This is a genomic window from Microcoleus sp. N3A4 (assembly GCF_036701805.1).
Lineage (GTDB): Bacteria > Cyanobacteriota > Cyanobacteriia > Cyanobacteriales > Microcoleaceae > Microcoleus.
In genome coordinates, this window is the sequence record NZ_JAUBRJ010000014.1 from 46,146 (window position 1) to 68,818 (window position 22,673).

Here is a 22,673-nt window from a genome sequence, read left to right on the forward strand (position 1 = left end):
TGAGTACCAGCAGCAATTTGTCAAGCTACTCTAACCAAAAGCATCCAGCGTACAAGCCCCCGGATTCATCCGCAGGGCCAATTCTTCAATTATCCAATCGAAAATCGAAAATCGAAAATCGAAAATCGATAGATGAGTACCAGCAGCAATTTGTCAAGCTACTCTAACCAAAAGCATCCAGCGTACAAGCCCCCGGATTCATCCGCAGGGTCAATTCTTCAATTCTACAATCGAAAATCCAAAATCGAAAATCGAAAATCGATAGATGAGTACCAGCAGCAATTTGTCAACCTCCTGTGACATTTGGTATAATTGCGATCGGTAACTAAGAGTGATGTTGTGAATAGGAGGACGAATGTCTATCAACTTGGAAAAAGGCGGGAGAATCAATCTATCTAAAGAAGCACCGGGGCTGAAAAGTGCCGGGATTGGTTTGGGATGGGATACCAATGCTACAGACACCGGCGGGGCGTTTGACTTAGATGCTTCCGTGTTTATGTTAGGTGCAAATGCAAAAATCCCCAGCGAAAAATACTTTGTTTTCTACAACAATAAAGAGTCGCCAGACACTTCTGTAATACATCTGGGAGATAGCAGAACCGGAGAAGGAGTTGGCGATGATGAAACCGTTACAGTTGATTTAACTAAGGTCGATTCGGCGGTTCAAGAAATTGTCTTTGTTGTGACAATCCACGAAGCAGAATCGAGAAGGCAAAACTTCGGTCAAGTGCGGAATGCTTTTATCAGGATTTACGACACTACTACCAACACAGAGGTAACTAAGTACGATTTGGACGAGGATTTTTCTAGGGAAACTGCGGTGGAGTTTGGCAGACTTTACAAGAAAGACGGCGAGTGGAGGTTCCAAGCTGTAGGAGAAGGCTACAATTCAGGCTTGCAAAGCTTTGTAGACAAGTATGCCGGATAAAAGGTCGATCGATCCCAGCTAAATAAATCGAGGGGAAATTCGGAAACAGGAATGTTTCCCTCGATTTTAAGCAATCAGACTCATGAGGTGACAAACCAGATGGGAATTCAATTAAAGAAGGGCGAAAGATTTAATCTTTCTAAAACATCTCCAAGTTTAACAAAAGTTGCGATCGCCCTGGGCTGGGAAATAGCAACTAAACTAAATTTATCCGACTCAAACCCGCAAATCTGCGATATCGATGCCTCGGTTTTTGCATTAGATTCGGACGGCAAAATCCCCGATGAAAGATACTTTGTATTTTACAATAACTCGCAGTCGCCGGACGGAGCGATCGCCCATTCGGGAGACAATCAAACTGGTCAAACTCAAGGAGATGACGAGACAATTTATGTAGACTTAGGAAAAGTAACGGCTGCGGTTGAGGAAATGGTTTTTGTGGTCACGATTCACGACGCACAAGCTAAACATCAAAATTTCAGCCAAATCAGAAATGCTTTTATCCGATTGTACGATCGCGAAACCGACAGCGAACTAGCGCGCTATGATTTAACAGAAGGTTTTTCTGAAGAAACAGCAGTCGAGTTTGGACGGTTGTATAAAAAAGATGCAGCTTGGAGGTTTCAGGCCGTAGGACAAGGATATAAAGCAGGGTTGCAGAGTTTTGTTGACAAGTATCATTCAGAGATTAAACAGGAAGAAAAGCCAGCAAAACGTACAGTAGAACTGCCTAAATTACCAGTTATTGAAGTTAGTTACAAAAGTCAGCAAGCTATAGCGTTAGACAAAAAGCTTGAGGAAAAAGCGCCGCACATTTTTAATCTTGCTAAGAAAGCAGATATCTCGCTCAAGAAAGCAAATCTCACAAATCACGATGCTCAAGTAGCGCTTTGCCTCGATATTTCTGGTTCCATGTCTTCCCTATACAGTTCAGGAAAAATTCAGCGTTTGGCAGAGAAGATTTTGGCTTTGGGATGTCGGTTTGATGACAACGCAGCGATCGACATATTTCTGTTTGGAGTCAACCCCCACAATCCCGGTGAAATGTCGATCGACAATTTCTCAAACTTCATCCACCATATACTCCAACAGTATCCTTTAGAAGGAGGTACTTACTACGGTAAAGTGATGAAGGAAATTAGAAAATTCTATTTTCCTGATGGTGGCGGTAGCAGGCGCTACGCAGCTATTAAAGCCGATCGACCTGTCTACGTGATGTTTGTAACTGATGGAGAAACTGCGGACGAATCGGCAAGCAAGCAGCAGCTACAATGGTCGTCCCACGAGCCGATCTTTTGGCAGTTTATGGCGATCGGCAAGTCGCAGAATGATGTCAAAAGTAAGGGAGTTCGCGGGTGGTTAGCAAGAGCCGTAGCGAGCGATTTTAGCTTTTTAGAGCAGCTTGACCAAATGGGCGATCGCTACCTAGACAACGCAGATTTCTTCAGTTTAGAAGACCCGGAACATATTGCCGATGAGGAATTATACGATTTGTTGACAGCAGAATATCCGCATTGGGTAAAATCAGCGCGTATCAAAAATCTATTACCCTAGAAACAGCTTTTCCAGGCAAACAAAATGCTAGCTTAGGGCAATCATTCAACTTCACAATAAACCTTACACAATCACAAAACTATGGCTATCAACTTGACAAAAGGACAATCGATCGTTCTCAGCAAAAGCGAATACGACTTATCCCGACTGACAATGGCTTTGGGCTGGGATGTAGCGAAAGCTAAAAAAAGTATTTTCGGCCGAAGCAGCGGTGCAAATTTTGACTTAGATTCCTACGCTATGCTGCTGGGGGAAAATGGCAAATTAAAAAATTACAAAGAGGATGTAATTTATTACTCTCATTTGGAATCCAAAGACAAAACAGTTGTTCACTCAGGCGACAATCTCACGGGGGCTGGAGATGGAGACGACGAACAGATATTGGTGAAACTGAGTTCTTTGCCAGCACAATATCACAAAATTATTTTGGGCGTGAATATTTACGGTGCAAAAGAGAGAAATCAGCATTTTGGCATGGTAGAAAATGCTTACGTGAGAGCGGTGGATGCGACTGGGAAAGAAATCGCTCGCTATCGTTTGTCAAATGACCCTTCTTATGAAGGAAAATTAAATATGTTGATGGGAGAAGTTTATCGAGAAGGCGGCGAGTGGAAGTTTAAGGCTTTGGGAAATCCTTTGGCTGAAGATATGAACGGTGTTGTCGGTTCATTTATGCGGTGATATAAAATTCTTGAAATTGATGCTTGTAGGGGCTGGTTCACCAACAATACCTGCCAATAATTCACGATTTAAATAAACCCGCCCCCCACTCTACCAGCAATCAAAATGCACATTGTCCGCATTACATAAACATCAAGGTTGATGTAGGTTATCTGTTGTGGGGGGCGGGTTTATTGAGGTTGTTTGTGGAAATTAAATGTTATTGGTGAACCCGCCCCTAAAAGATTTTACGAATCAATCTTTGACAGGTTTCATTGTCGGGAACATCACCGCATCGCGGATGCTTTGAGTATTAGTTAAAAGCATCACCAATCTGTCTACGCCGATACCCATTCCCGCACAATTAGGCATTCCCAAAGATAGCGCTTGAATAAAATCTTCATCCATTGGATGCGCTTCGTCATCGCCTGCATTTTTCTGTGCTAGCTGTTCCTCAAAACGCTTTCTTTGCTCTTTCGGATCGTTCAATTCTGAGAAGCCGTTCGAGTATTCTGTACCGTTGATAAATAGCTCGAAACGTTCTACAAATCCCGGCTTGCTGCGATGTCCTTTTGCTAAAGGACTGACTTCGACGGGATAGTCGATGATGAATGTAGGTTGAATTAGTTTGGGAACAACTAATTTGTCAAAAACCGCATACAGCACGTAGCCTAAACTTTGTTGTTCTAACTTAGACAGGTGCAATTCTAGTTTGGTTGCAGAGGCGATCGCACTTTCCAAGTCCAAACTGTCAAAATCCAGCCCAAACTCGTCTCTGACAGCTTCTACTATCGTTTTCACTTGCCAGTGTTTGCCGCTGAAACCGGGATACTTTTCGCTGTAGTCGAACTTGCGTTCTAAACTAATCGTTTCCCCCTGATTTTCTATTTCTTTGACATCCCCAAATACCGCCTCCGCCGCGAAACACATGACATCTTCGACAACTCCTAAAATGTCGAAAACATCAGCATAAGCTTGGTAAACTTCTAAAGAAGTAAACTCGGGATTGTGGGTGCTGTCAATGCCCTCATTTCTAAATGCTTTCCCTAGTTCAAATACTCGCTCGAAACCGCCGGAAATTGCTCTTTTCAAGAACAGTTCGGGAGCCACTCGCAAATACAAGTCCACCTCCAAAGCATTGTGGTGAGTGATGAATGGCTTAGCAGCAGCACCGCCGTAAATAGCTTGCAGTGTCGGCGTTTCTATTTCGTAAAAATCGGCTTGCCAGAGATAGGAACGGATGCTTTGAACGATGCGGCTGCGAAGCATAAAACGGTTGAGCGCATCTTGGTTGCTTGCCAAATCCATTTCGCGGTGGCGGCGGCAAACTTCGGGGTCGTTAATGCCGTAATAAGCATCGGGAAATTGCATGGTAGCTTTTGATAAAAGCTTTAATTCCCTCACTAAAATAGAAAGTTCTCCCCTGGGGGTGCGGCAGCCGATACCTTCGACGCCGACAAAATCGCCGACATCGAGCAATTTTTTAATTTGTTCAAAGCTCAAACCGACTTCGCCGGTGACGATTGCTTTCTCGATTTTGAGTTGAATTTTGTCTGTGGCGTCTTTTAAATCGATGAAACCAATTTTGCCGCTGTCCCGCTTGGAAGTGATGCGGCCGGCTAATCGCAGGGAAATTTCTTCGGGGTCGCTTTCTCCGTTTTGGAGTTCTTTTCCCGGCTGACTAAATATTTCGCGAACTTGCTTGGCTGTGTGCGATCGCGCGTAGGATTCACTGGGATACGGTTCTATGCCTTGCGATCGCAGTTCGTCTACTTTTTGACTGCGGACTTCGGCTTCACTGAGAGTCATTAGTTATTGCCTGATTGGAATTACAAATATCTTACATCTTGCACTATTCTCGCGATTGTGCGATCGGGCGTTGCTCAAAGCAGCGCCCCACAATAAAATTCACTCTTCGCTTCACAGGCATCTTGCCTGTTCGCGATCGAGCTGCAAGATGTCAGAAACACCAAACTATATCATAACAGGGTGGTTTTGAGAGCCAATTTGCCAAATAGACATCTCCTAAAAAGCAGGTTTTGGCAGGCAGGATGCCTAACCCCTACTCCCCACAAGAATTATGGAAGATGTCTAACAATCAAGATACACTCGCGATCGTCCAGCCTGCCTTGACTTTCAACTGTCAACTGTCAGGTGCGTCGCTCATCGATGGTCGATTTTTGTTTGGGATGGTTGGTAGCGACGCACCTTACAACTGTCAACTGTCAGGTGCGTCGCTCATCGATGGTCGATTTTTGTTTGGGATGGTTGGTAGCGACGCACCCTACAACTGTCAACTGTCAACTGTCAACTGTCAACTGTCAACTGCCAACTGCCAACTGTCAACTGCCAACTGTCAACTGTCAACTGTCAACTCCCCGCCAGAAATATCTCCGATCGCAAATTGTTATCGACTGCACAAAGCGGCCGAAACATTAAAAAATTAAGTTGTCTGTCGATCGCAACTGGTGAGATGATATGTAGTGCAGCCTCACGGCAGTTCCACAGAAACTGAACAGCAGAGACGCGAGCGATCGAACTCGGCTCATCGCACCTCTGTCAGAATCGACCACACACTCTCTCTTACATATAAAAACCAGAATTATGGCTGTTGCAACCCAATCACAGACTGAAGAACTCTGCATCAACTCTATCCGCTTTCTCGCCATCGATGCGGTAGAAAAAGCAAAATCAGGACACCCGGGACTGCCGATGGGCGCTGCCCCTATGGCCTTCGTGCTGTGGGATCGGTTCATGCGGTTCAATCCGAAAAACCCCAAGTGGTTTAATCGCGATCGCTTCGTCCTCTCCGCCGGCCACGGCTGTATGCTGCAGTACGCCCTCATGTACTTGACCGGCTACGATAGCGTCACCCTCGACGACATCAAACAATTTCGCCAGTGGGAATCCAAAACCCCCGGACACCCCGAAAACTTCGTCACCGAAGGCGTAGAAGTTACCACCGGCCCCCTCGGACAAGGAATTGCTAATGCCGTCGGTTTGGCAATGGCAGAAGCTCACCTCGCTGCTAGGTTTAACAAGCCCGACCACACCATTGTTGACCACCACACCTATGTCATCATGGGTGACGGCTGCCACATGGAAGGCGTTTCTGGCGAAGCTTGCTCTTTGGCCGGACACCTCGGACTCGGCAAATTAATTGCCCTGTACGATGACAATCACATTTCTATTGAAGGTGACACTAGCTTGGCCTTTACTGAAGATGTGGGCAAGCGTTTTGAAGCTTACAACTGGCACGTTATTACAGTAGACAATACCGCTCTAGACCACGATACTAACCTAGAAGCAGTTCACAAAGCTATTGAAGAAGCCAAAAAAGTCACGGACAAACCGTCCATGATTAAAGTCCGCACCATCATTGGTTACGGTTCTCCCAACAAACGCAATTCTTACAGCGCTCACGGTGCTGCTTTGGGTAGCGATGAAGTGAAAGCAACTCGCGATTTCTTGAAGTGGGAACACGCACCGTTTGAGATTCCTGATGATGCTTTGTCACACTTCCGCAAAGCAGTAGATAAAGGCGCTAAATCTGAGCAAGAATGGCAGGCAGCTTTTGATGCTTATAAAGCAGCATATCCTGCAGAAGCTGCCGAATACGAGCGCACGGTTGCAGGCAAACTTCCCGAAGGTTGGGATAAAGTTTTGCCGACATACAAGGCAGAAGATAAGGCAGATTCGACTCGGAATCATTCTGGAAAATGTTTGAATGCTTTGGCAGGTGTGTTACCTGAACTGATCGGCGGTTCCGCTGACTTGGCTTCTTCTAACATGACTTTGCTCAAGGGTGAAAAAGATTTCCAAAAAGGTCAATACGAAGGTCGTAACCTGCGGTTTGGCGTGCGGGAACACGGCATGGGCGCGATCGCCAACGGTATGCTTTTGCACGGCGGTTTAATTCCTTACTGCGCTACTTTCTTGGTATTTGCTGACTATATGCGGGGCGCAATTCGCCTCTCTGCACTCTCGGAAGCTGGAGTTATTTATGTAATGACTCACGACTCCGTAGCCTTGGGCGAAGATGGCCCGACTCACCAACCAGTTGAAACTTTAGCTTCTCTGCGCGCAATTCCCGATTTGTTGGTAATGCGCCCTGCGGATGGTAATGAAACATCCGGCGCTTACAAAGTGGCAGTTGAAAGCCGCACCCGCCCAACTTTAATGGCTTTGTCTCGTCAAAACCTGCCCAATTTGGCTGGAAGTTCGATCGAAGGAACTGCCAAAGGCGCTTACATTTTGTCCGACGACGGCGGCACTCCCGACATCATTTTAATCGGCACCGGCGGCGAAACATACCTCTGCGTTGATGCCGCTGAAAAATTGCGCGCCGCAGGCAATAAAGTGCGGGTTGTTTCGATGCCTTGCTGGGAATTGTTCGACTTACAAGATGCCGCTTACCGCGAATCTGTACTGCCAAAAGCTGTTACTAAGCGGTTGGCAATTGAAGCAGCCTCTAGCTTCGGCTGGGGACGTTATTTGGGTGCTGAAGGTGATAGCGTCAGTATCGACAGATTCGGCGCTTCTGCACCGGGCCCCGTTGCTTTAGAAAAGTTTGGCTACACCGTTGATAATGTGGTAGCTAAGGCTCAGGCGCTGTTGGGCTAATAGCAGCAGCATAATTTTTGGTGGGGCGGGCTTCTGGCTCGCCCCATTTTTTATATAAAAAGGAAGAAGGCTATAGCGGCGAAGCTGAGCGGGTAAAAAGAAGGAAGAAGGAAGAAGGAAGGAAAATCTCAAATCTCAAATCGGAATATTGGGTTTCACTTCGTTCTACCCAACCTAGAGATCGTTACAGCTCGCGAATCATTGATAATTGCTATATTAAGAATTAGGAAATAAAAACCAGTTTATAAGACAATATTCGGTTTGGTAACGAGGCATCTACCCAGAAACCGGGTTTTTAGTCCCCCGTGCGTCCAAGACTGTATGTTTCAAAGATTGGAGATAGCTTATAAGTCATTGGGTTAAATTACCAATTACCAATTCCAGCTTACCAATTACCAATTACCAATTCTCGATTACCCATTCCCCATTCCCATTCCATTTATGATTTGGAATTTTTTAAATCACCTGTTATTCACCGGAAATTATATTCCTCACGGCCACTGTTATCTTTGGCAGCGAGAGTTAGTCGCGCTCCACGTAGTGTCAGACTCTATAATTGCCCTGGCTTACTATTCAATACCGCTATCGCTAATTTATATTATCACTCAGGGACAAGACTTGCCCTTTCGCAAAATCTTTTGGCTGTTCGCAGCCTTTATTATCTCCTGTGGCACTACTCATATAATGGAAATTTGGACGCTTTGGCATCCTGTTTATTGGGTTTCTGGCTGTCTGAAAATTATTACCGCCGCGATTTCTGCTTACACAGCTTTTTCATTAATTCCTTTAGTTCCCCAAGCATTAACTCTCGTCACTCCAACTCAATTAGAGATGCTCGCTCGAATACTGCAAAAAGAAATCATTGAACGCCGAAAAACAGAAGCTCGCTATCAAACTTTAACTGAAGCTTCGCCGGTAGGAATATTTTATGCAGACGCTTTAGGAGACTGCTTGTATGTCAACGAGCGCTGGTCTCAAATTTCGGGAATAGCCTGCGATAAAGCTTTGGGCAAAGGGTGGTTGCAAGCCGTTCATCCAGAGGACCGCCAGCGGGTTTTTGCTGAATGGTATAGCGCCGCGCAGGAGAAATTGCCGTTTAAATGCGAGTACCGCTTTCAAGGCATTAATCACGCTAAAATCAGTTGGGTATTCGGTCAAGCTGTCGGTATAATCGGAGAAAATGGGGAGGTTAAAAGTTATGTTGGTACTATTACTGATATTACAGAACGCAAGCAGGTAGAAGAGGAAAATCGACTGCTGCATGAAACTCTGGAACATCGAGTTGCTGAGCGCATTGCTCAAATCGAAAGTTCTCAGCACTCATTGCCACAAGAAATAGCCTACCGACAAAGAATTGCGATAACTTTATTGGAATTGACGCAACTGCAAAATGCAATTCTTAACAGCGCTCACTACACAATTATTTCTACAGAACCCGACGGTACAATTAAAATATTTAATCGGGCAGCACAGCGACTTTTAGGCTATTCCTCCGAAGAAGTGGTGGGGAAAGTCACGCTAGCAATAATTCACGATCCTGTGGAGATCGGTAAAAGAGCTGAAATTCTTTCTCAAGAATTGGGAGTAAAAATAGAGCCGGGAATAGAAGTTTTTTTTGCTTTGCCGCGCCGGGGAATAGGTGAGGAAAATGAATGGACTTACATTCGCAAAGACGGTTCGCGGTTTGCGGTGCAATTGTCCGTGACTGTCTTATTCGATACTGAAGGAAATATCACTGGTTTTTTGGCTATCGGTCAGGATGTTAGCGATCGCAAACAAGCGGAAAAAGAGCTGCGCGACCTCACCGCAGCCATGCAAAATGCGATGGAAGGCATTTCGCGGCTAGATATTGAGGGACGCTACGTGAATGTTAACCGAGCTTACGCTCATAGATGCGGTTACGAACCAGAAGAAATGCTCGGCATGGAATGGCAGATCAGCGTACATCCGGGCGATGTTGAGATGACGATCTTAGCTTATCAGGAAATGCTAACTTCTGGCAAAGTAGAAGTTGAAACTAGAGGCGTGCGGAAAAATGGCTCGTTTTTTTACAAGCAAGTAACAATGGTAAAAGCTTGCGACGAACAAGGGATATTTAACGGTCACCACTGTTTTATGAAAGATATCACCGAGCGCAAACTAACGGAAAGAGCGTTGCAGGAAAGTGAATTCAAGTACAGACAAATAGTTGAATTAGCAGAAGAAGGTATTTGGGTAATTGACAGCAATTCCCTCACGACTTACGTGAACCACGCAATGGCGCGAATGCTCGGCTATAGTGAATTAGAAATGTTCGGGCGGTCGCTTTTTGATTTCATGGACGAACAGGAAAAAGAACAAGCTATTGATAATGTCGAGCGGCGCAAGCAAGGTATTAGTGAACAACACGAATTTAAATTCAAAAGCAAGGACGGCAAAGATATTTGGACTGATATGTCTACCAGTCCAGTCATGGACTCCCAGGGAAATCTGCTGTCTTGTTGCGCTTTGGTTTACAACATTACAGACCGCAAAGAAGCAGAGCAGCAAATGCTGCAACTTACAGAAGATTTGAAGCGTTCCAATGAGGAATTAGAACAATTTGCTTATGTGGCTTCCCACGATTTGCAAGAACCGCTCCGAGCCGTTACCAGTTACACTCAATTGCTGGCCCAGCGCTATCAAGGAAATTTGGACGATCGCGCAGATAAATATATTAATTATATTGTCGATGGCGCCACCAGAATGCAACAGTTAATTAACGATTTGTTGGCGTATTCGCGCTTGGGAACGAGGGGTCACGAGTTTGAGAAGGCGGACTGCAACGTTGCTGTGCAGCAAAGTTTGTGTAATTTGCAAATTGCGATCGCCGAAAGAAAAGCTGCAATCACCTGCGACGCGATGCCAACCCTGATGGCGGATGAATTTCAACTGGTGCAATTATTCCAAAATTTGATCGCCAACGGTATCAAATTTTGCCGCCAAGATACCCCGTTGATTCATATCGCTGCTGGCAGGCAAGAGAGCGAATGGCTGTTTAGCGTCCGCGATAACGGCATTGGCATCGATCCGCAGTATGCCGATCGCATTTTTATCATTTTTCAGCGCCTGCACTCCCGCCGCGAATATTCCGGTACTGGCATAGGTTTGGCGATGTGCAAGCGAATTGTTGAACGCCACGGCGGGCGCATCTGGGTGGAATCTCAGGAGGGAAAAGGAGCGACTTTTTACTTCACTATTCCTATAATTAATACCTGAAGCCTCAAAATTCAATTTTTTTTTAGAATCCCAAGGATACGCCGATTATGAGCGATCGAAGCACTGTTAGACCCATAGAAATTCTGCTGATTGAAGATTCTCCCAGCGATGCGGATTTGGCAATAGAAGTTCTCGGTCAGGGTAAAATATTGAATAACTTGCATTTTGTCGAGGATGGAGTCGAAGCAATCAAGTTTTTGCGCCGAAAAGAACCCTATCTCAGGGTACCCCGTCCCGATTTGATTTTGCTCGATTTACATCTGCCGAAAAAAAGCGGTGTTGAAGTGCTAGAAGAAATTAAAACTGACCCGAAGTTAAAATTAATTCCTGTAGTGATTCTCAGCACTTCAGCAGCTCCCGAGGATATTTTTAAGTCCTACTCGCTCCACGCCAACTGTTACATAACCAAGCCTGTAGACTTAGTACAATTTACTAAAGTAGTCAGGTTAATTGAGGAATTCTGGCTCGCCGTCGTCAAACTGCCTCTAAATTAAACGAACAGAAGCTTTGCTGATGAGCGCTCTAAAAATTTTTCAACCTATTGACATTCTGCTGGTGGAGGATTTGCCCAGCGATGCCGATCGGGATTTATAAAAGCTGGCGGAAAGTAATTTTTTAAACAAGTGGCACAAGAGTGGAAGATCGGGTGTCAGCAATGAATATTTTGCAGCAAGAAGGTTTGTATGTTGCCGTCCTCCGTCCCGATTTAATTCTGCTTGACTTGAATTTGCCTAAAAAAAGCTGTTTTGAAAAGTTGGCCGAAATTAACTCAGCACCCAAGTTAAAAATGATTCCGGTCGTAATTATGACAACCTGAGCAACTGATGAAGAGATGCTCGAGCTTATGCCCTGTCAGCCCGGTGCTACATCACTAAGCCTATCGATTTTAGTCAAGTTGCTAAGCTGGTGAGATGGATTGAGGATTGGTGGCTGGCGGTGGTGACAGTTCCCAAATAATAATTTTAAAGTTAAAAATGGCAAGGGAAAGCAAAAAAGTTTAACCTGAGATTGGTAGAGTGAAAATTTTACAGTCAAAAACGTTTAAGCTATGTGGATTAAGATTCTGTTAGTAGAAGACAATCCGGCTGATGCTGATTTGCTTGCAGAACTGTTAGAAGTATCTGTGGGCGTCCAGTGGGAACTGGTGTCTGTTGAATTCCTGCATGAGGCGATCGCACAACTGTGCAAACAATCCTTTGATGTAGTTTTGCTCGACCTTTCTTTGCCGGACAGCCTCGGTTTGGAAACCCTAACTCGCCTGCGAGAAGTTGCTCCCGATGCGGCAATGGTGGTAATGACGGGCTGGGATGATGAGGCGATCGCACTTGAATCAGTTCGCTTGGGAGCTCAAGACTATATTGTTAAAGGTCAAATTACTACTCAATTATTAGTGCGGACGATCCGCTACGCGATCGAACGTTCTCAAACATTTCAAATGCTGCGGGAAAGCGAGCGGCGTTTTCGGGCGATTTTTGACTCTTCGTTTCAGCTAACCAAGCTGCTGACTCCCGAAGGAATTGTGCTGGAAGTAAACGAGACAGCCCTCGATTTTGCCGGATTGCGATCGGAGGATATTGTGGGCCGCCCGATTTGGGAAATGGCGATTTGGGCCCAGTCGCTACAGGTTTGCGAACAATTGCAGTGCGCGATCTCCAAAGCAAGTCGCGGCGAGTTTTTCCGCAGCGAAATCGACTTGTTAGCCAAAAGCGGCAAAATTGTGACAGTTGATTTCTCACTGAAACCTGTTAAAAATGAGACCGGACAAGTTTTGCTGCTGATTGCGGAAGCCCGTGACATTAGCGATCGCAAACGAGCAGAAGCGGAAATTCTCAAAGCCCTCGCACGAGAAAAGGAACTTTCAGAACTGCGAGCTAAATTTGTCACAATGGTTTCCCACGAGTTCCGCACTCCCTTGACAACCATCCAATTTTCGGCTGGATTGCTGCAAGATTACAGTTCTCAGTGGTCAGAAGATAAAAAATCTACTCATTTTGTGCGGATTCAATTAGCAATTAAACGCATGACAGAGTTATTAGAAGATATCCTCGTAATTGGCAAAATCGAAGCAAATACCTTGCAGTTTCAACCGATTTACTTAAAACTCGAAAAATTTTGCCGTCAACTGATAGAAGAGCAGCAGCTCAACGACAGCAACCAACACCCGATCGCCTTTCAACATGAAGGTGGCAACTTCGACGCTCAAATGGATGAAAAACTGCTGCGGCAAATCTTGGGAAACGTCCTCTCAAATGCCATCAAATATTCCCCCGCCGGCAGTTCAGTTTCATTGCACCTCAACTGTCAAAATGGAGAAGCTGTTTTCCAAGTTCAAGACCGGGGCATCGGAATTCCCCAAGCCGATCTAGAGCGGATCTTAGAAACTTTTTACCGATCTACAAATGTCGGCACTATTTCGGGAACCGGTCTCGGTTTAGCAATTGTGAAAAGGGCTGTGGAACTTCACGGCGGCAAACTCGCGATCGACAGTCAAGAAGGAAGGGGCACAACTTTCACTATTACCTTGCCTTTAATTTGTACTTCCCGTCAATAATAACTGAATTATCAACTATACATATCCGCAACTTAACGCTCAATTAAGCGCCTAAAAAACAAATTTATCAAGTGTATCAACCCAAGATTTTTCCAACAAAGTACCAACAAAAAGGAGCAATCACCGTGACCAAGATTTTGGTAATTGAAGACGAAGAATCGATTAGAGAAAATATTTTAGAGTTGCTGGAAGCCGAGAATTTTGAAGGAATTGGAGCGATTAACGGCAAAGTCGGCATCAAACTGGCGATCGAACAAATCCCGGATTTAATTTTGTGCGACATGATGATGCCGGAAGTGGACGGTCACGGCGTCCTCAAAGCTTTGCGATCGGAACCCCTAACGGCCACAATTCCGTTTATTTTCCTCACAGCCAAAGCCGATAAAATTGATGTTCGCACGGGCATGGAACTGGGAGCAGACGATTACATTACTAAGCCTTGTACGCCGCAAGAACTGCTAAAAGCCATTGCTATTCGACTTGAAAAACAAAAAACAATAAGCAGGCAATCTCAAAAAACGCTAGACGAATTGCGGACTAATATTAGTATGTCGCTCCCCCACGAATTGCGGACTCCTTTGAATGCCATTATGGGTTTTTCCGAGCTAATATTGTCAGAATATCAGGTCTTCGAGGAATCAGACATCTTAGAGATGATCGGTCAAATTCAAGATTCTGGTCATCGCTTGTATCGGTTGATTCAAAACTTTTTACTGTATGCAGAACTGGAGATAGCAGCCACAAATCCCGAACTGGTAAAGGAGATGCGCCACAGCGAATTTAGCTGCGTAAAATCTTTGCTGACTGAAAAAGCGCAGCAGCAAGCGAAACACGCGAATAGAACAGACGATTTACAATTAAATTTGCAAGATTCCTCGGTGGCTATGGATTCGATAAGACTCACCAAAATTGTTGAGGAACTGTTGGACAATGCCTTCAAATTTTCTTTAGAAGGAACGCCAGTTTTCTTAAGCACTTTGGTGGAAAATCAGACTTTTATTCTGTCTGTCAAAGACCAAGGCCGCGGCATGACTGCCGATCAGATTGCAAAGCTAGCAGCTTACAGGCAGTTCGATCGCAAACTTTACCAACAAGCAGGTTTGGGATTGGGCTTGGCTATCGTTCAACGCCTTGCAGAATTGCACGGAGGAGAATTAAAAATAGAAAGCTGGCCGCAGCAAGAAACAATAGTTTGCGTTTCCCTGCCTGTCTAAACAATAATTATACCAGTTTCCAAAAAGAAGGCAACTGCAGGCAAACTTCAAACTCTTATAGAATCAGTCATTCGATTTTAGATTTTAGATTTTAGATTTTAGATTGACTTGCGCGAGATAAATGCTCTTTCTTGAGGATTTTCGATTTTCGATTTTGGATTGATTCCACGGTTCGATCGCGTGGCGGGTACCACCTTTGAAATTCGTGGTCATTCCCTATTCTAAAATCTCAAATGGTATTATTCAGGAGCGATCGCCCGTTTCAGACACCGCTGCATATAAATTTGAGCTACTTTATCACTAGGGTTGATTTGCAGGCACTCCGAAAACAATTTTGTAGCTTCGACAAACCTGTCACTATTGTAGAGTACCAAAGCTTGCTCAAAGATTGTCTTTGTCTCTAACTTTTTCTGTCGTAACTCTGGCGGATCGGCCGCAAAAACTTCATAAACAGTTACCATTCGCGATTTGCCTTTAACTGTGACGCGATCGATCAACCTAAAATCATAAATATCGTTCAACTGTATAAAAGTATTGTGAGTAATTAACATCGAAACTCCATACTCTTTTGTCAAACTTTCCACGCGGGAGGCTAAGTTTACCGCATCGCTAATCACCGTGCTGTCCATCCGACTTTGGCCGCCAACCGTGCCTAACATCAAAGAACCCGTATTGATTCCAATGCCAATTTGCAGCGGCGGGCGATCGGGTCGATTGCGACTAATATTATACTCGTTAAGCAGTTCTAGCATAGCAATCCCCGCTTTCACAGCATCGTCCGCACTGCCATTAAACAGCGCCATAATCGCATCGCCAATGTATTTATCAATAAAACCAAAATTGTCACTAATTGCCGGTTCCATTCGCGACAAATAAGCATTAAGAAATTGAAAATTTTCTTCGGGATTCATCGTTTCAGAAAGAGAAGTGAAATCGCGGATATCTGAAAATAGCACCGACATTTCTTTCTGTACCTGATCGCCTAATTTGACTTCCAGAATACTTTCATATCCCAGAAAGTGGAGAAATTCGTGCGGCACAAACCGTCCGTAAGCATCTGTCAATTTTTCTTCCGCTGCTAAAGCTTTTTGTAACTCGTCTGTGAATTGGCGGCGCTCGGTTTCTACCTCTAGACGTTCCGTGATGTCTTGAAAAGCAGCGATCGCGTAAACTATGTTTTTCCGTTCGTCGTAGATTGGAGTCGCCCAAACCTCGATCGGCACAATCCGATCCGACCCATGAATTTCTATATCGTCCATACGCACAAATTCTCCCCGCAACGCCCGAACAATCGGTTGGCGATCCCTAGGATACAATTGATTAGTTTCAGCGTCGTAAAAATGATAAGCTTCAGGAAATTTGTCAGTACCCACATCAGAAATTAAATCTTGGGCTAGTATCCTTTCGCCCCAAGAATTCATGTAAAAAAGTTTACCCTGACCATCTACAACAACTATTCCCACCGGCATCGCTTCCAGGAATTGAGTCAATCGGCTTTCGCTTTCTGACAGTGCCTCATTTAACTTTTCTTCGGCTGCCAAATCTTTTTCTAAATCATTAGTAAACCTGATTCGTTCCACATCTACCTGTCTTCGCAAAGTAATATCCTCAGCAAAACCCTGATAGTAAAGCACTGTACCGTTAGCATCAAAAACAGTGCGCGCGTCCTCAGAAATCCAGATAATGCTCCCATCTCGGCGGTAAACTTCCGACTCAAACTCAGACACAGTACCGTACTGTTCCATCAGCGCAAAAAACTCTTGACGGCGGTTCGGTTCCACGTAGAATTGCCACTCAATATCATTAACACTTGCGATCAATTCTTCAGGGGAATCATAGCCGTAGATTTGAGCGAGAGCAGGATTAGCACTGATCAACTTTCCGTCAGGTGCAGTCTGAAAAATACCTTCAAGAGCATTTTCAAATATCCGGCGATACTTCTCTTCAGCTTGGACGAGCGCTGCTTCAGCTTGCTTGCGTTCCGTAATATCAGTAAAAGCAATAATCCCGTAGGAAATATCCCCGATAGAATCATAAATAGGAGTTGCCCAACTCTCCACCGGAATAATCTTGTTGCCAGTCCGAATTTCTACACTCTCAGTCCGCACGTTTTCGCCCCTCAGCGCTCGCATAATTGGCAATTCTTCCACGGGGCATCTCTGATTAGTTCCGGCTTTATAGAATTGATAAATTGCTGCTTTCTGCTCCGAATTAATATGCGGCACAGTGCCTTTGCCAAATATCTCCCGCGCCTTCTGATTTGCGTAAAAATATTGACCGTTCGCATCAAGTACGCACACGCCCAAGGGCATAGCTTCCAGATATTGCGTCAACCGACTTTCGTTTTCGTGGAGTTTGGCAATCAGCATCGCCTGCTTGCGGTTTAATCTTGCCAACTCCTGATTCATCTCCTGAAGTTCTATTTGTTTTTCAACTAATTGTTTGTCTTGAAAATATCTGTATATTGCCTCAGTAACAGTTAATTTTAAGTCATCCGATTGCCAAGGTTTAGGTATGTATCGGTACAATTTAGCATAGTTAATAGCATTGGCTACCGCCTCCAAATCTGCCTGCCCCGTCAGCATGATCTTGAGAGTGTTCGGCGAGATGGCATGAACGCTCCTTAATAGCTCGTCTCCTTTCATATTAGGCATGATGTGATCGGAAATAACCAAAGGAACTTCATACTGTTCTGCTAAAAGTTCTGACAGCAACTCTAAAGCTTCTTCGCCGCTTTGGGCCGTTTCAATTAAATATTTATCTTCAAAGGCTTTTAGCAGGTCTATTTCCAGACTGTCGAGTATAGTCGGCTCATCATCGACACAAATAATGACTGGTTTTTTCATAAATTTTCTAGACCAGACTTGATCGCTTCAATTAATTCTTGATTGTGCCAAGGTTTTTGTATAAAAGCATGAAGATTGGCTTGAGTTTTTGTTCGTTCGATTGCTTCTTTGTCTGCTTGTCCTGTCAGCATCACTGTCACAATTTCCGGATATTTTTTATGAATTGTAATTAGCAACTCATCTCCTTTCATTCCGGGCATCAACCAATCAGAGACAATCACTAGAATGTTAACCTCAGCTTCACATAGCTCTTCAATAATCTCCAGGGCTTCGGCAGCACTTTCAGCAAATTCGCAAAGATATTTACCGTTAAATGCCTGTTGCAATTCAATTTCCAGACTTTCCAAAACCGCTACTTCATCGTCAACACACAAAATTGCTGGTTTAGACATCGCTAATTTTCTCCTTTAGTCTGGCAGGGTGAACGCCGATGGGTAAGCACACCGTTTTCCAAATTCTACATTCCGCGCGGTTAGACTGCAAATTTTTAGCCCCTGACTTCAGTCTGGGGCGCTTTACCTACTCCGTTAAATTAATCGGCAAAGACACTCTAAATGCAGTTTTACCGGGGATCGACTCCACATCAATTTTACCCTGATGTTTTTCAATTATTTTTTTGACAATATCCAATCCCAACCCGCTACCTTCTCCCGCAGGTTTGGTAGTAAAAAACGGCTCAAAAATTTTAGGCAAAATCTCCGGTGGAATTCCCTTACCGCTGTCAGTGATTTTTACGATGACGCTAGTATCTTGCTTTACCGCGTCAATTGTTAAAGTTCCTTGATTGTCCATAGCTTGTAAGGAATTGTGAATTAAATTTGTCCAAACTTGATTTAGTTCGTCAGGATAACACAGTACCGCAGGCAATCGATCTTGATAGTTTCTGAAGATTTCGACACCCTGCTTGATCTGGTTCTGATAAAGAGTTAATATCGTCTCAATCCCCTCAGTAATATTCACCTGTAATTTTTCCCCATTAACATCGTAACGCGCATAATTTTTTAGGGCAAAGACGACTTTTGCAGCGCGTTCGGTAGCGGTAGCAATGGTTCTAGCGCTTCTGTGAATGCTAGCAAAGTCGTAGGCTTTTTTTATAATATTTTCGCTGTCAGCGTCTTTGAGCAACGGCAAGAGTTTTTGCAGATTTCCCAGCAATCCGATATTGACTAAAATGCTAGCAAGGCTGTCAGCATTGTCAATCCCTTCTGACTCTAGTTGCTGCTTCACGCCTTTTTTAAATTCCCGTTTTTCTCGCGTAGATAAAGAGTAAGTTTGTTGGCTGGAACTGTACATCAAACTCACGAAATCGTTCTGGCGTTCGGTTGACAGTTCTTTAAAAAAAACTGGCAAACTTTCGAGATTGTTATCCAAAAAGTTGGTAATATTTCCAATAGACGATCGAATCGCCCCCAGCGGCGTATTAATTTCGTGAGCAATGCCCGCAATCAGTTGCCCTAATGCGGCCATTTTTTCCGATTGCACTAATTGATTCTGAGTAGCTTGCAGTTGGTCTAAAGTGATTGTCAGTTCATCGTTTTTCTGTTGGAGTTTTTTTTGCAACTGGCGCATTGCTAAATGAGTTTCTACCCTCACTAGAACCTCTTCCACCTGAAAGGGTTTGGTAATATAATCAACCCCGCCCACAGCAAAGGCTTTGACTTTATCTAGTACGTCATTAATCGCGCTAATAAAAATCACCGGAATGTCGCGAGTGAGTTCATCAGCTTTGATTTTTTCGCAAACTTCGTACCCATTCATTTCGGGCATCATAATATCCAGCAAAATCAAATCTGGAGGCATACCTTTTGCAGCCGAAAGTGCTAACTCCCCGCTAGGTACGGGGCGGACTTTATAGCCCTTGCCATTCAAAATTCCGGCTAGCAGCCTCAAATTAGCTGGGGTGTCGTCAACTACTAAAATATTACCGCGATCGATGCTGAGAAGGTCGTTATTCATCTGATATTGTTTGATAAATTAACTTTAAAACTTTGTTGTACTCAAAATTTTCTATACAATTCGCGATCGCACCTGCCGTTACTGCATCCTTTAATCGAATTTGCTCGATCGAGCTATCAATTAAATCCATATCTGCATTCAGTATCGCCAGCTTTAAATCAGCTATTAGCGACTCAGGCAATTTCACGAAGTCAGCCGCAGTCATTTCGCCCCGATCGCCCGCTTTGATTGCCGATAAATTAGCTTGACCCGGATCTTCATAAATATAGCGCACTCCGATATGTTTGTGCATAGCATCAAAAATATCGGCTTCCCGGAAAGGTTTCCGCATAAAAGCATCGCATCCCGCCGACAAGATAACTGCCCTTTCTTCCTCCAAAACGCTCGCAGTCAGCGCAATAATCGCAGTAGCTTGACCTTTAATAGTGCTTTTAATGTATAGCGTCGCTTCGTAGCCGTCCATTACGGGCATTCTCATGTCCATCCAAATTAAATGCGGTTCCCAACTGTCCCAAATCTCAATAGCTTCTTGACCGTTAGTAGCTTCTTTCAGTTCAAAACCCAGAGGATGGAGGATTTTAATTAACAGTTGGCGGTTGAGCGGTTTATCGTCTACTATCAAAATTCGATAGGTGTGTTGTTTGGGTTCCAAGGCAATAACATTGCGGGTCGGTTTGGGGCTTTCAATATCAGTCGCATCGACCGCAATAACTTGAATGTAAAACTTAAAATTAGTTCCCTTGCCAACAGCAGAACAGACGCTCATTTCGCCGCCCATTAATTCCACAAATTTGCGGCTGATTGGCAATCCCAAGCCTGTACCTTCTTGCGAATCTTTGCCTGTCTGGGTTTGCACGAAAGCTTCAAAAAGATTGTCTAATTCATTGGTAGCAATACCGGGTCCAGTATCTTCGACTTCAAAATGGAGGAAGAAGGAAGAGGCAGAAGCTGCCTCGTCATTAGGGGTGGCAAAAATCGCGTTTTTAGATTTACTTAATTGGGATATTTCCCGATTATTACTTGCGGCCACTTCTGTATTTGTTAATTCTTCCGACAAATAAACTCTGTCCCCTTCTACCTGCTGACTTCTGCCTGCTGAGTGCTTACTAACTCTGATCCAGACACCGCCCTCACAGGTAAATTTAAGAGCGTTATTGAGCAGATTAATTAAGATTTGCCGCAACTTTAACTCGTCGATTTCTACGTATTGTGGCACGTCTGGACTGCGGTCAAAAACTAACTGCAAGTGATTGTCATCTGCTTTGAGTTGAAACATATCTTCCAAGTCATTGAGCAGGCGATAGAGGTCGATTTTATGGGGATTGAGGGTGGTGCGCCCCGATTCAATTTTAGATAAATCGAGCACGTTATTAATCAGGGTGAGGAGGTGTTCTCCGCTGCTGCTAATTATGCTAATATTTTCTTGATGTTCTGGGGATAGAGTTTGGCTGCGAGTCATCAGTTGAGAAAAGCCGAGAATTGCATTGAGAGGCGATCGCAATTCGTGGCTCATGTTGGCAAGAAAGGTGCTTTTAGCTTGATTCGCTACTTCCGCTTTGTCTTTAGCTACAGCCAATTCTGCCGTCCGCTCTTGCACTCGGTGTTCTAAAGTTTCAAAAGATTGCTGCAGTTGTTGAGCCATGCTGTTAAATGACTTGGCTAATTCCCCCAATTCGTCGGAGCGTTCGCTTTCTACGGTTTTGTCCCATTCACCTTTAGCAATATTTTTGGCTGCTGTATTTAAGATCGAAATAGGATTTGTCACCCACCGAGAAGTCAGAATGCCGATCGCCACAGCTACTCCTAAAGCTGCGAAACAAAGCAAAACCGCTGTGCGGGTATTGGCATCGATTTCTTTGGTGAAATCTGCTTCGGGAACAACTACGACAATCAGCCAGTCTAAACCTTTGCCATCTTGGAAGGGCAGGACTTTTAAAAATTGTCGCTTTTTATCTATTTCAAAGCTCAATAACTCAGATTTTTGAATTTGGTCTAATTTTTGAAACTGTGCAGTCAAATATTTAGCTGTCGCTTGAGTAAAAGGATTGCTGCTTTCTTCCACTTTAAACAATTGTTTTTTATTAGCTTTGGTGCGAAACGGTTTTTCTGTGGTGGAAGTTGCTAACAAAGTACCCTGGCGATCTATAATAAATGTTTGACCGGATTTACCAACTTTGAGACTGTTGAGAAATCTCCCAAAATGGTCGAGACGCAAGGCAGCAGATAATACTCCTTCTAGCTGATTTTTTTCGCTGTATGCGGGTTGGAGAGCGCTGATAATTAATGTCGGTTCTAGTAAGGAAACATAAACCGAACTCCAAGTGGGTTTGCCTGCTTTTACTGCACTTTTGTACGCAGGATGCTGTCGGTTATTAAAGTTTTTGACAATGGTGGCAACTGTAGTGCGATCGCCTCGCTCGTTTGTATTGTAAGAATAAAAATTTAACCCAGTAGATTTCTCTATCACATTCATCGTTCGGGAGCCGTTAGACATTTGTTCACCGGATCTATAATCTCCCTTCTCGTTGCTAACAGACGTATAATTGATATAGGGATATAATTGTACTTGCCGCCAAAGATATTTCTCCCAAGCTGATAAGTTGTCCATCTTTAACAACCCCAGCTTGACAGCATCCAGCTTGGTTTGATTGATTTGATGGGGAGTTGTCAGGTAAACTTGCAGATTTTGCTCGACACGCAAACTCACCTCGCTCATTAACTGACTGGCCAGGTTATTAACTGCTTTTTGTCCGTTTCTAAAAGACAGATATCCTACGAGTCCCACGGCTCCGACGATTTGCAGTACAAATGGAACTATGAGAACAGTTCGCAGCGGTAATTTGTCTAACATTTTAGAAACCATAAGATTCAGAGGTTTGGTGAACTTAGCCTAGAAGCGTCCTTGCAGAGCCACTCTTAACAGCAGCGCCATTTACTGCCGACTAGCTAGAGGGAATTCATCCGAGCCATATTAGCGGTGGTAGATGCTCAAGCCCCATCGAATGTGAACCTAATCTTTGCTATATTAAAGCCTATTATTTTATCCCATTGTCGTAGGATTTTGACCATTTAGGTATAATTTGCAGTCCCTGGGTTCGAGAACT

The 22,673-nt window shown here is 44.2% G+C and carries 16 protein-coding genes; 10 read left to right on the forward strand and 6 right to left on the reverse strand.

All coding sequences use genetic code 11. The features are described from left to right. The first annotated feature begins 355 nt into the window (after positions 1–355). The 3 genes from QUA56_RS10720 to QUA56_RS10730 all read left to right on the forward strand — a co-directional run bounded on the left by QUA56_RS10720 (position 356) and on the right by QUA56_RS10730 (position 3,163). Positions 356–928 carry a TerD family protein gene (locus tag QUA56_RS10720; RefSeq protein ID WP_333356942.1) on the forward strand — a complete coding sequence of 191 codons (573 nt, stop codon included), beginning with the start codon at positions 356–358 and terminating at the stop codon, positions 926–928. 99 nt (positions 929–1,027) lie between these two features. After that, positions 1,028–2,482 carry a TerD family protein gene (locus QUA56_RS10725; RefSeq protein WP_333356945.1) on the forward strand — a complete coding sequence of 485 codons (1,455 nt, stop codon included), beginning with the start codon at positions 1,028–1,030 and terminating at the stop codon, positions 2,480–2,482. A gap of 81 nt (positions 2,483–2,563) precedes the next feature. Beyond that, positions 2,564–3,163 (forward strand): TerD family protein, encoded by a 600-nt coding sequence (locus QUA56_RS10730; protein WP_333356947.1) that lies wholly within the window; start codon positions 2,564–2,566, stop codon positions 3,161–3,163. Positions 3,164–3,397: 234 nt separating this feature from the next. Here the strand turns inward: QUA56_RS10730 and lysS are convergent, their stop codons facing one another. Continuing rightward, positions 3,398–4,951, reverse strand: coding sequence for a lysine--tRNA ligase (gene lysS / locus QUA56_RS10735; RefSeq protein WP_333356950.1), 1,554 nt, complete (start codon positions 4,949–4,951; stop codon positions 3,398–3,400). A gap of 242 nt (positions 4,952–5,193) precedes the next feature. On the opposite strand from lysS, the gene QUA56_RS10740 reads away from it, so the two are divergent. Next, positions 5,194–5,589, forward strand: coding sequence for a hypothetical protein (locus QUA56_RS10740; RefSeq protein ID WP_333356953.1), 396 nt, complete (start codon positions 5,194–5,196; stop codon positions 5,587–5,589). On the opposite strand, the gene QUA56_RS10745 is transcribed toward QUA56_RS10740, so the two are convergent. Next, positions 5,578–5,715 (reverse strand): hypothetical protein, encoded by a 138-nt coding sequence (locus tag QUA56_RS10745; protein WP_332956299.1) that lies wholly within the window; start codon positions 5,713–5,715, stop codon positions 5,578–5,580. The two genes, QUA56_RS10740 and QUA56_RS10745, sit on opposite strands and share 12 nt — an antisense overlap. Before the next feature lie 31 nt (positions 5,716–5,746). Between QUA56_RS10745 and tkt the strand changes: the two genes are divergently transcribed. From tkt to QUA56_RS10775, 6 genes are all read left to right on the forward strand, one after another. Next, positions 5,747–7,765, forward strand: coding sequence for a transketolase (gene tkt / locus QUA56_RS10750; RefSeq protein ID WP_333356954.1), 2,019 nt, complete (start codon positions 5,747–5,749; stop codon positions 7,763–7,765). 441 nt (positions 7,766–8,206) lie between these two features. Further along, positions 8,207–11,002, forward strand: a complete 2,796-nt coding sequence (locus QUA56_RS10755) for a PAS domain S-box protein (RefSeq protein WP_333356957.1) — start codon at positions 8,207–8,209, stop codon at positions 11,000–11,002. A gap of 47 nt (positions 11,003–11,049) precedes the next feature. Continuing rightward, complete coding sequence (locus tag QUA56_RS10760) at positions 11,050–11,496, forward strand: response regulator (protein WP_333356960.1); 447 nt, start codon at positions 11,050–11,052, stop codon at positions 11,494–11,496. A gap of 152 nt (positions 11,497–11,648) precedes the next feature. After that, positions 11,649–11,819: a hypothetical protein gene (locus tag QUA56_RS10765; protein ID WP_333356963.1), complete on the forward strand. Its 171-nt coding sequence runs from the start codon at positions 11,649–11,651 to the stop codon at positions 11,817–11,819. A gap of 231 nt (positions 11,820–12,050) precedes the next feature. Beyond that, the gene (locus QUA56_RS10770) at positions 12,051–13,553 is read left to right on the forward strand and encodes an ATP-binding protein (protein ID WP_333356966.1); all 1,503 of its coding nucleotides are present in this window, start codon (positions 12,051–12,053) and stop codon (positions 13,551–13,553) included. Between the two features lie 125 nt (positions 13,554–13,678). Next, complete coding sequence (locus QUA56_RS10775; protein ID WP_333356969.1) at positions 13,679–14,767, forward strand: response regulator; 1,089 nt, start codon at positions 13,679–13,681, stop codon at positions 14,765–14,767. Positions 14,768–15,006: 239 nt separating this feature from the next. On the opposite strand, the gene QUA56_RS10780 is transcribed toward QUA56_RS10775, so the two are convergent. From QUA56_RS10780 to QUA56_RS10795, 4 genes are all read right to left on the reverse strand, one after another. Beyond that, a complete protein-coding gene (locus QUA56_RS10780; protein WP_333356971.1) occupies positions 15,007–17,613 on the reverse strand; it encodes a PAS domain S-box protein in 2,607 nt (868 codons plus the stop codon). Continuing rightward, entirely contained in the window at positions 17,610–18,005 is a 396-nt protein-coding gene (locus QUA56_RS10785) for a response regulator (RefSeq protein WP_333356974.1), read from the reverse strand. Before QUA56_RS10785 ends, QUA56_RS10780 begins: the two co-directional genes overlap by 4 nt. Before the next feature lie 127 nt (positions 18,006–18,132). Beyond that, on the reverse strand, positions 18,133–19,569 hold the full coding sequence (locus QUA56_RS10790; protein WP_333356976.1) for a response regulator: 1,437 nt from the start codon (positions 19,567–19,569) through the stop codon (positions 18,133–18,135). Continuing rightward, positions 19,562–22,432: an ATP-binding protein gene (locus tag QUA56_RS10795; protein ID WP_333356979.1), complete on the reverse strand. Its 2,871-nt coding sequence runs from the start codon at positions 22,430–22,432 to the stop codon at positions 19,562–19,564. Before QUA56_RS10795 ends, QUA56_RS10790 begins: the two co-directional genes overlap by 8 nt. Between the last annotated feature and the right edge of the window lie 241 nt (positions 22,433–22,673).

Bases quoted from the DNA above. Each gene is read 5' to 3' on its own strand.
- QUA56_RS10755 (WP_333356957.1), top strand. From the start codon at position 8,207: ATGATTTGGAATTTTTTAAATCACCTGTTATTCACCGGAAATTATATT.
- QUA56_RS10795 (WP_333356979.1), bottom strand. From the start codon at position 22,432: ATGGTTTCTAAAATGTTAGACAAATTACCGCTGCGAACTGTTCTCATA.
- QUA56_RS10725 (WP_333356945.1), top strand. From the start codon at position 1,028: ATGGGAATTCAATTAAAGAAGGGCGAAAGATTTAATCTTTCTAAAACA.
- QUA56_RS10780 (WP_333356971.1), bottom strand. From the start codon at position 17,613: ATGAAAAAACCAGTCATTATTTGTGTCGATGATGAGCCGACTATACTC.
- lysS (WP_333356950.1), bottom strand. From the start codon at position 4,951: ATGACTCTCAGTGAAGCCGAAGTCCGCAGTCAAAAAGTAGACGAACTG.
- QUA56_RS10730 (WP_333356947.1), top strand. From the start codon at position 2,564: ATGGCTATCAACTTGACAAAAGGACAATCGATCGTTCTCAGCAAAAGC.
- QUA56_RS10785 (WP_333356974.1), bottom strand. From the start codon at position 18,005: ATGTCTAAACCAGCAATTTTGTGTGTTGACGATGAAGTAGCGGTTTTG.
- QUA56_RS10760 (WP_333356960.1), top strand. From the start codon at position 11,050: ATGAGCGATCGAAGCACTGTTAGACCCATAGAAATTCTGCTGATTGAA.
- QUA56_RS10770 (WP_333356966.1), top strand. From the start codon at position 12,051: ATGTGGATTAAGATTCTGTTAGTAGAAGACAATCCGGCTGATGCTGAT.
- QUA56_RS10740 (WP_333356953.1), top strand. From the start codon at position 5,194: ATGCCTAACCCCTACTCCCCACAAGAATTATGGAAGATGTCTAACAAT.
- QUA56_RS10720 (WP_333356942.1), top strand. From the start codon at position 356: ATGTCTATCAACTTGGAAAAAGGCGGGAGAATCAATCTATCTAAAGAA.
- QUA56_RS10790 (WP_333356976.1), bottom strand. From the start codon at position 19,569: ATGAATAACGACCTTCTCAGCATCGATCGCGGTAATATTTTAGTAGTT.
- tkt (WP_333356954.1), top strand. From the start codon at position 5,747: ATGGCTGTTGCAACCCAATCACAGACTGAAGAACTCTGCATCAACTCT.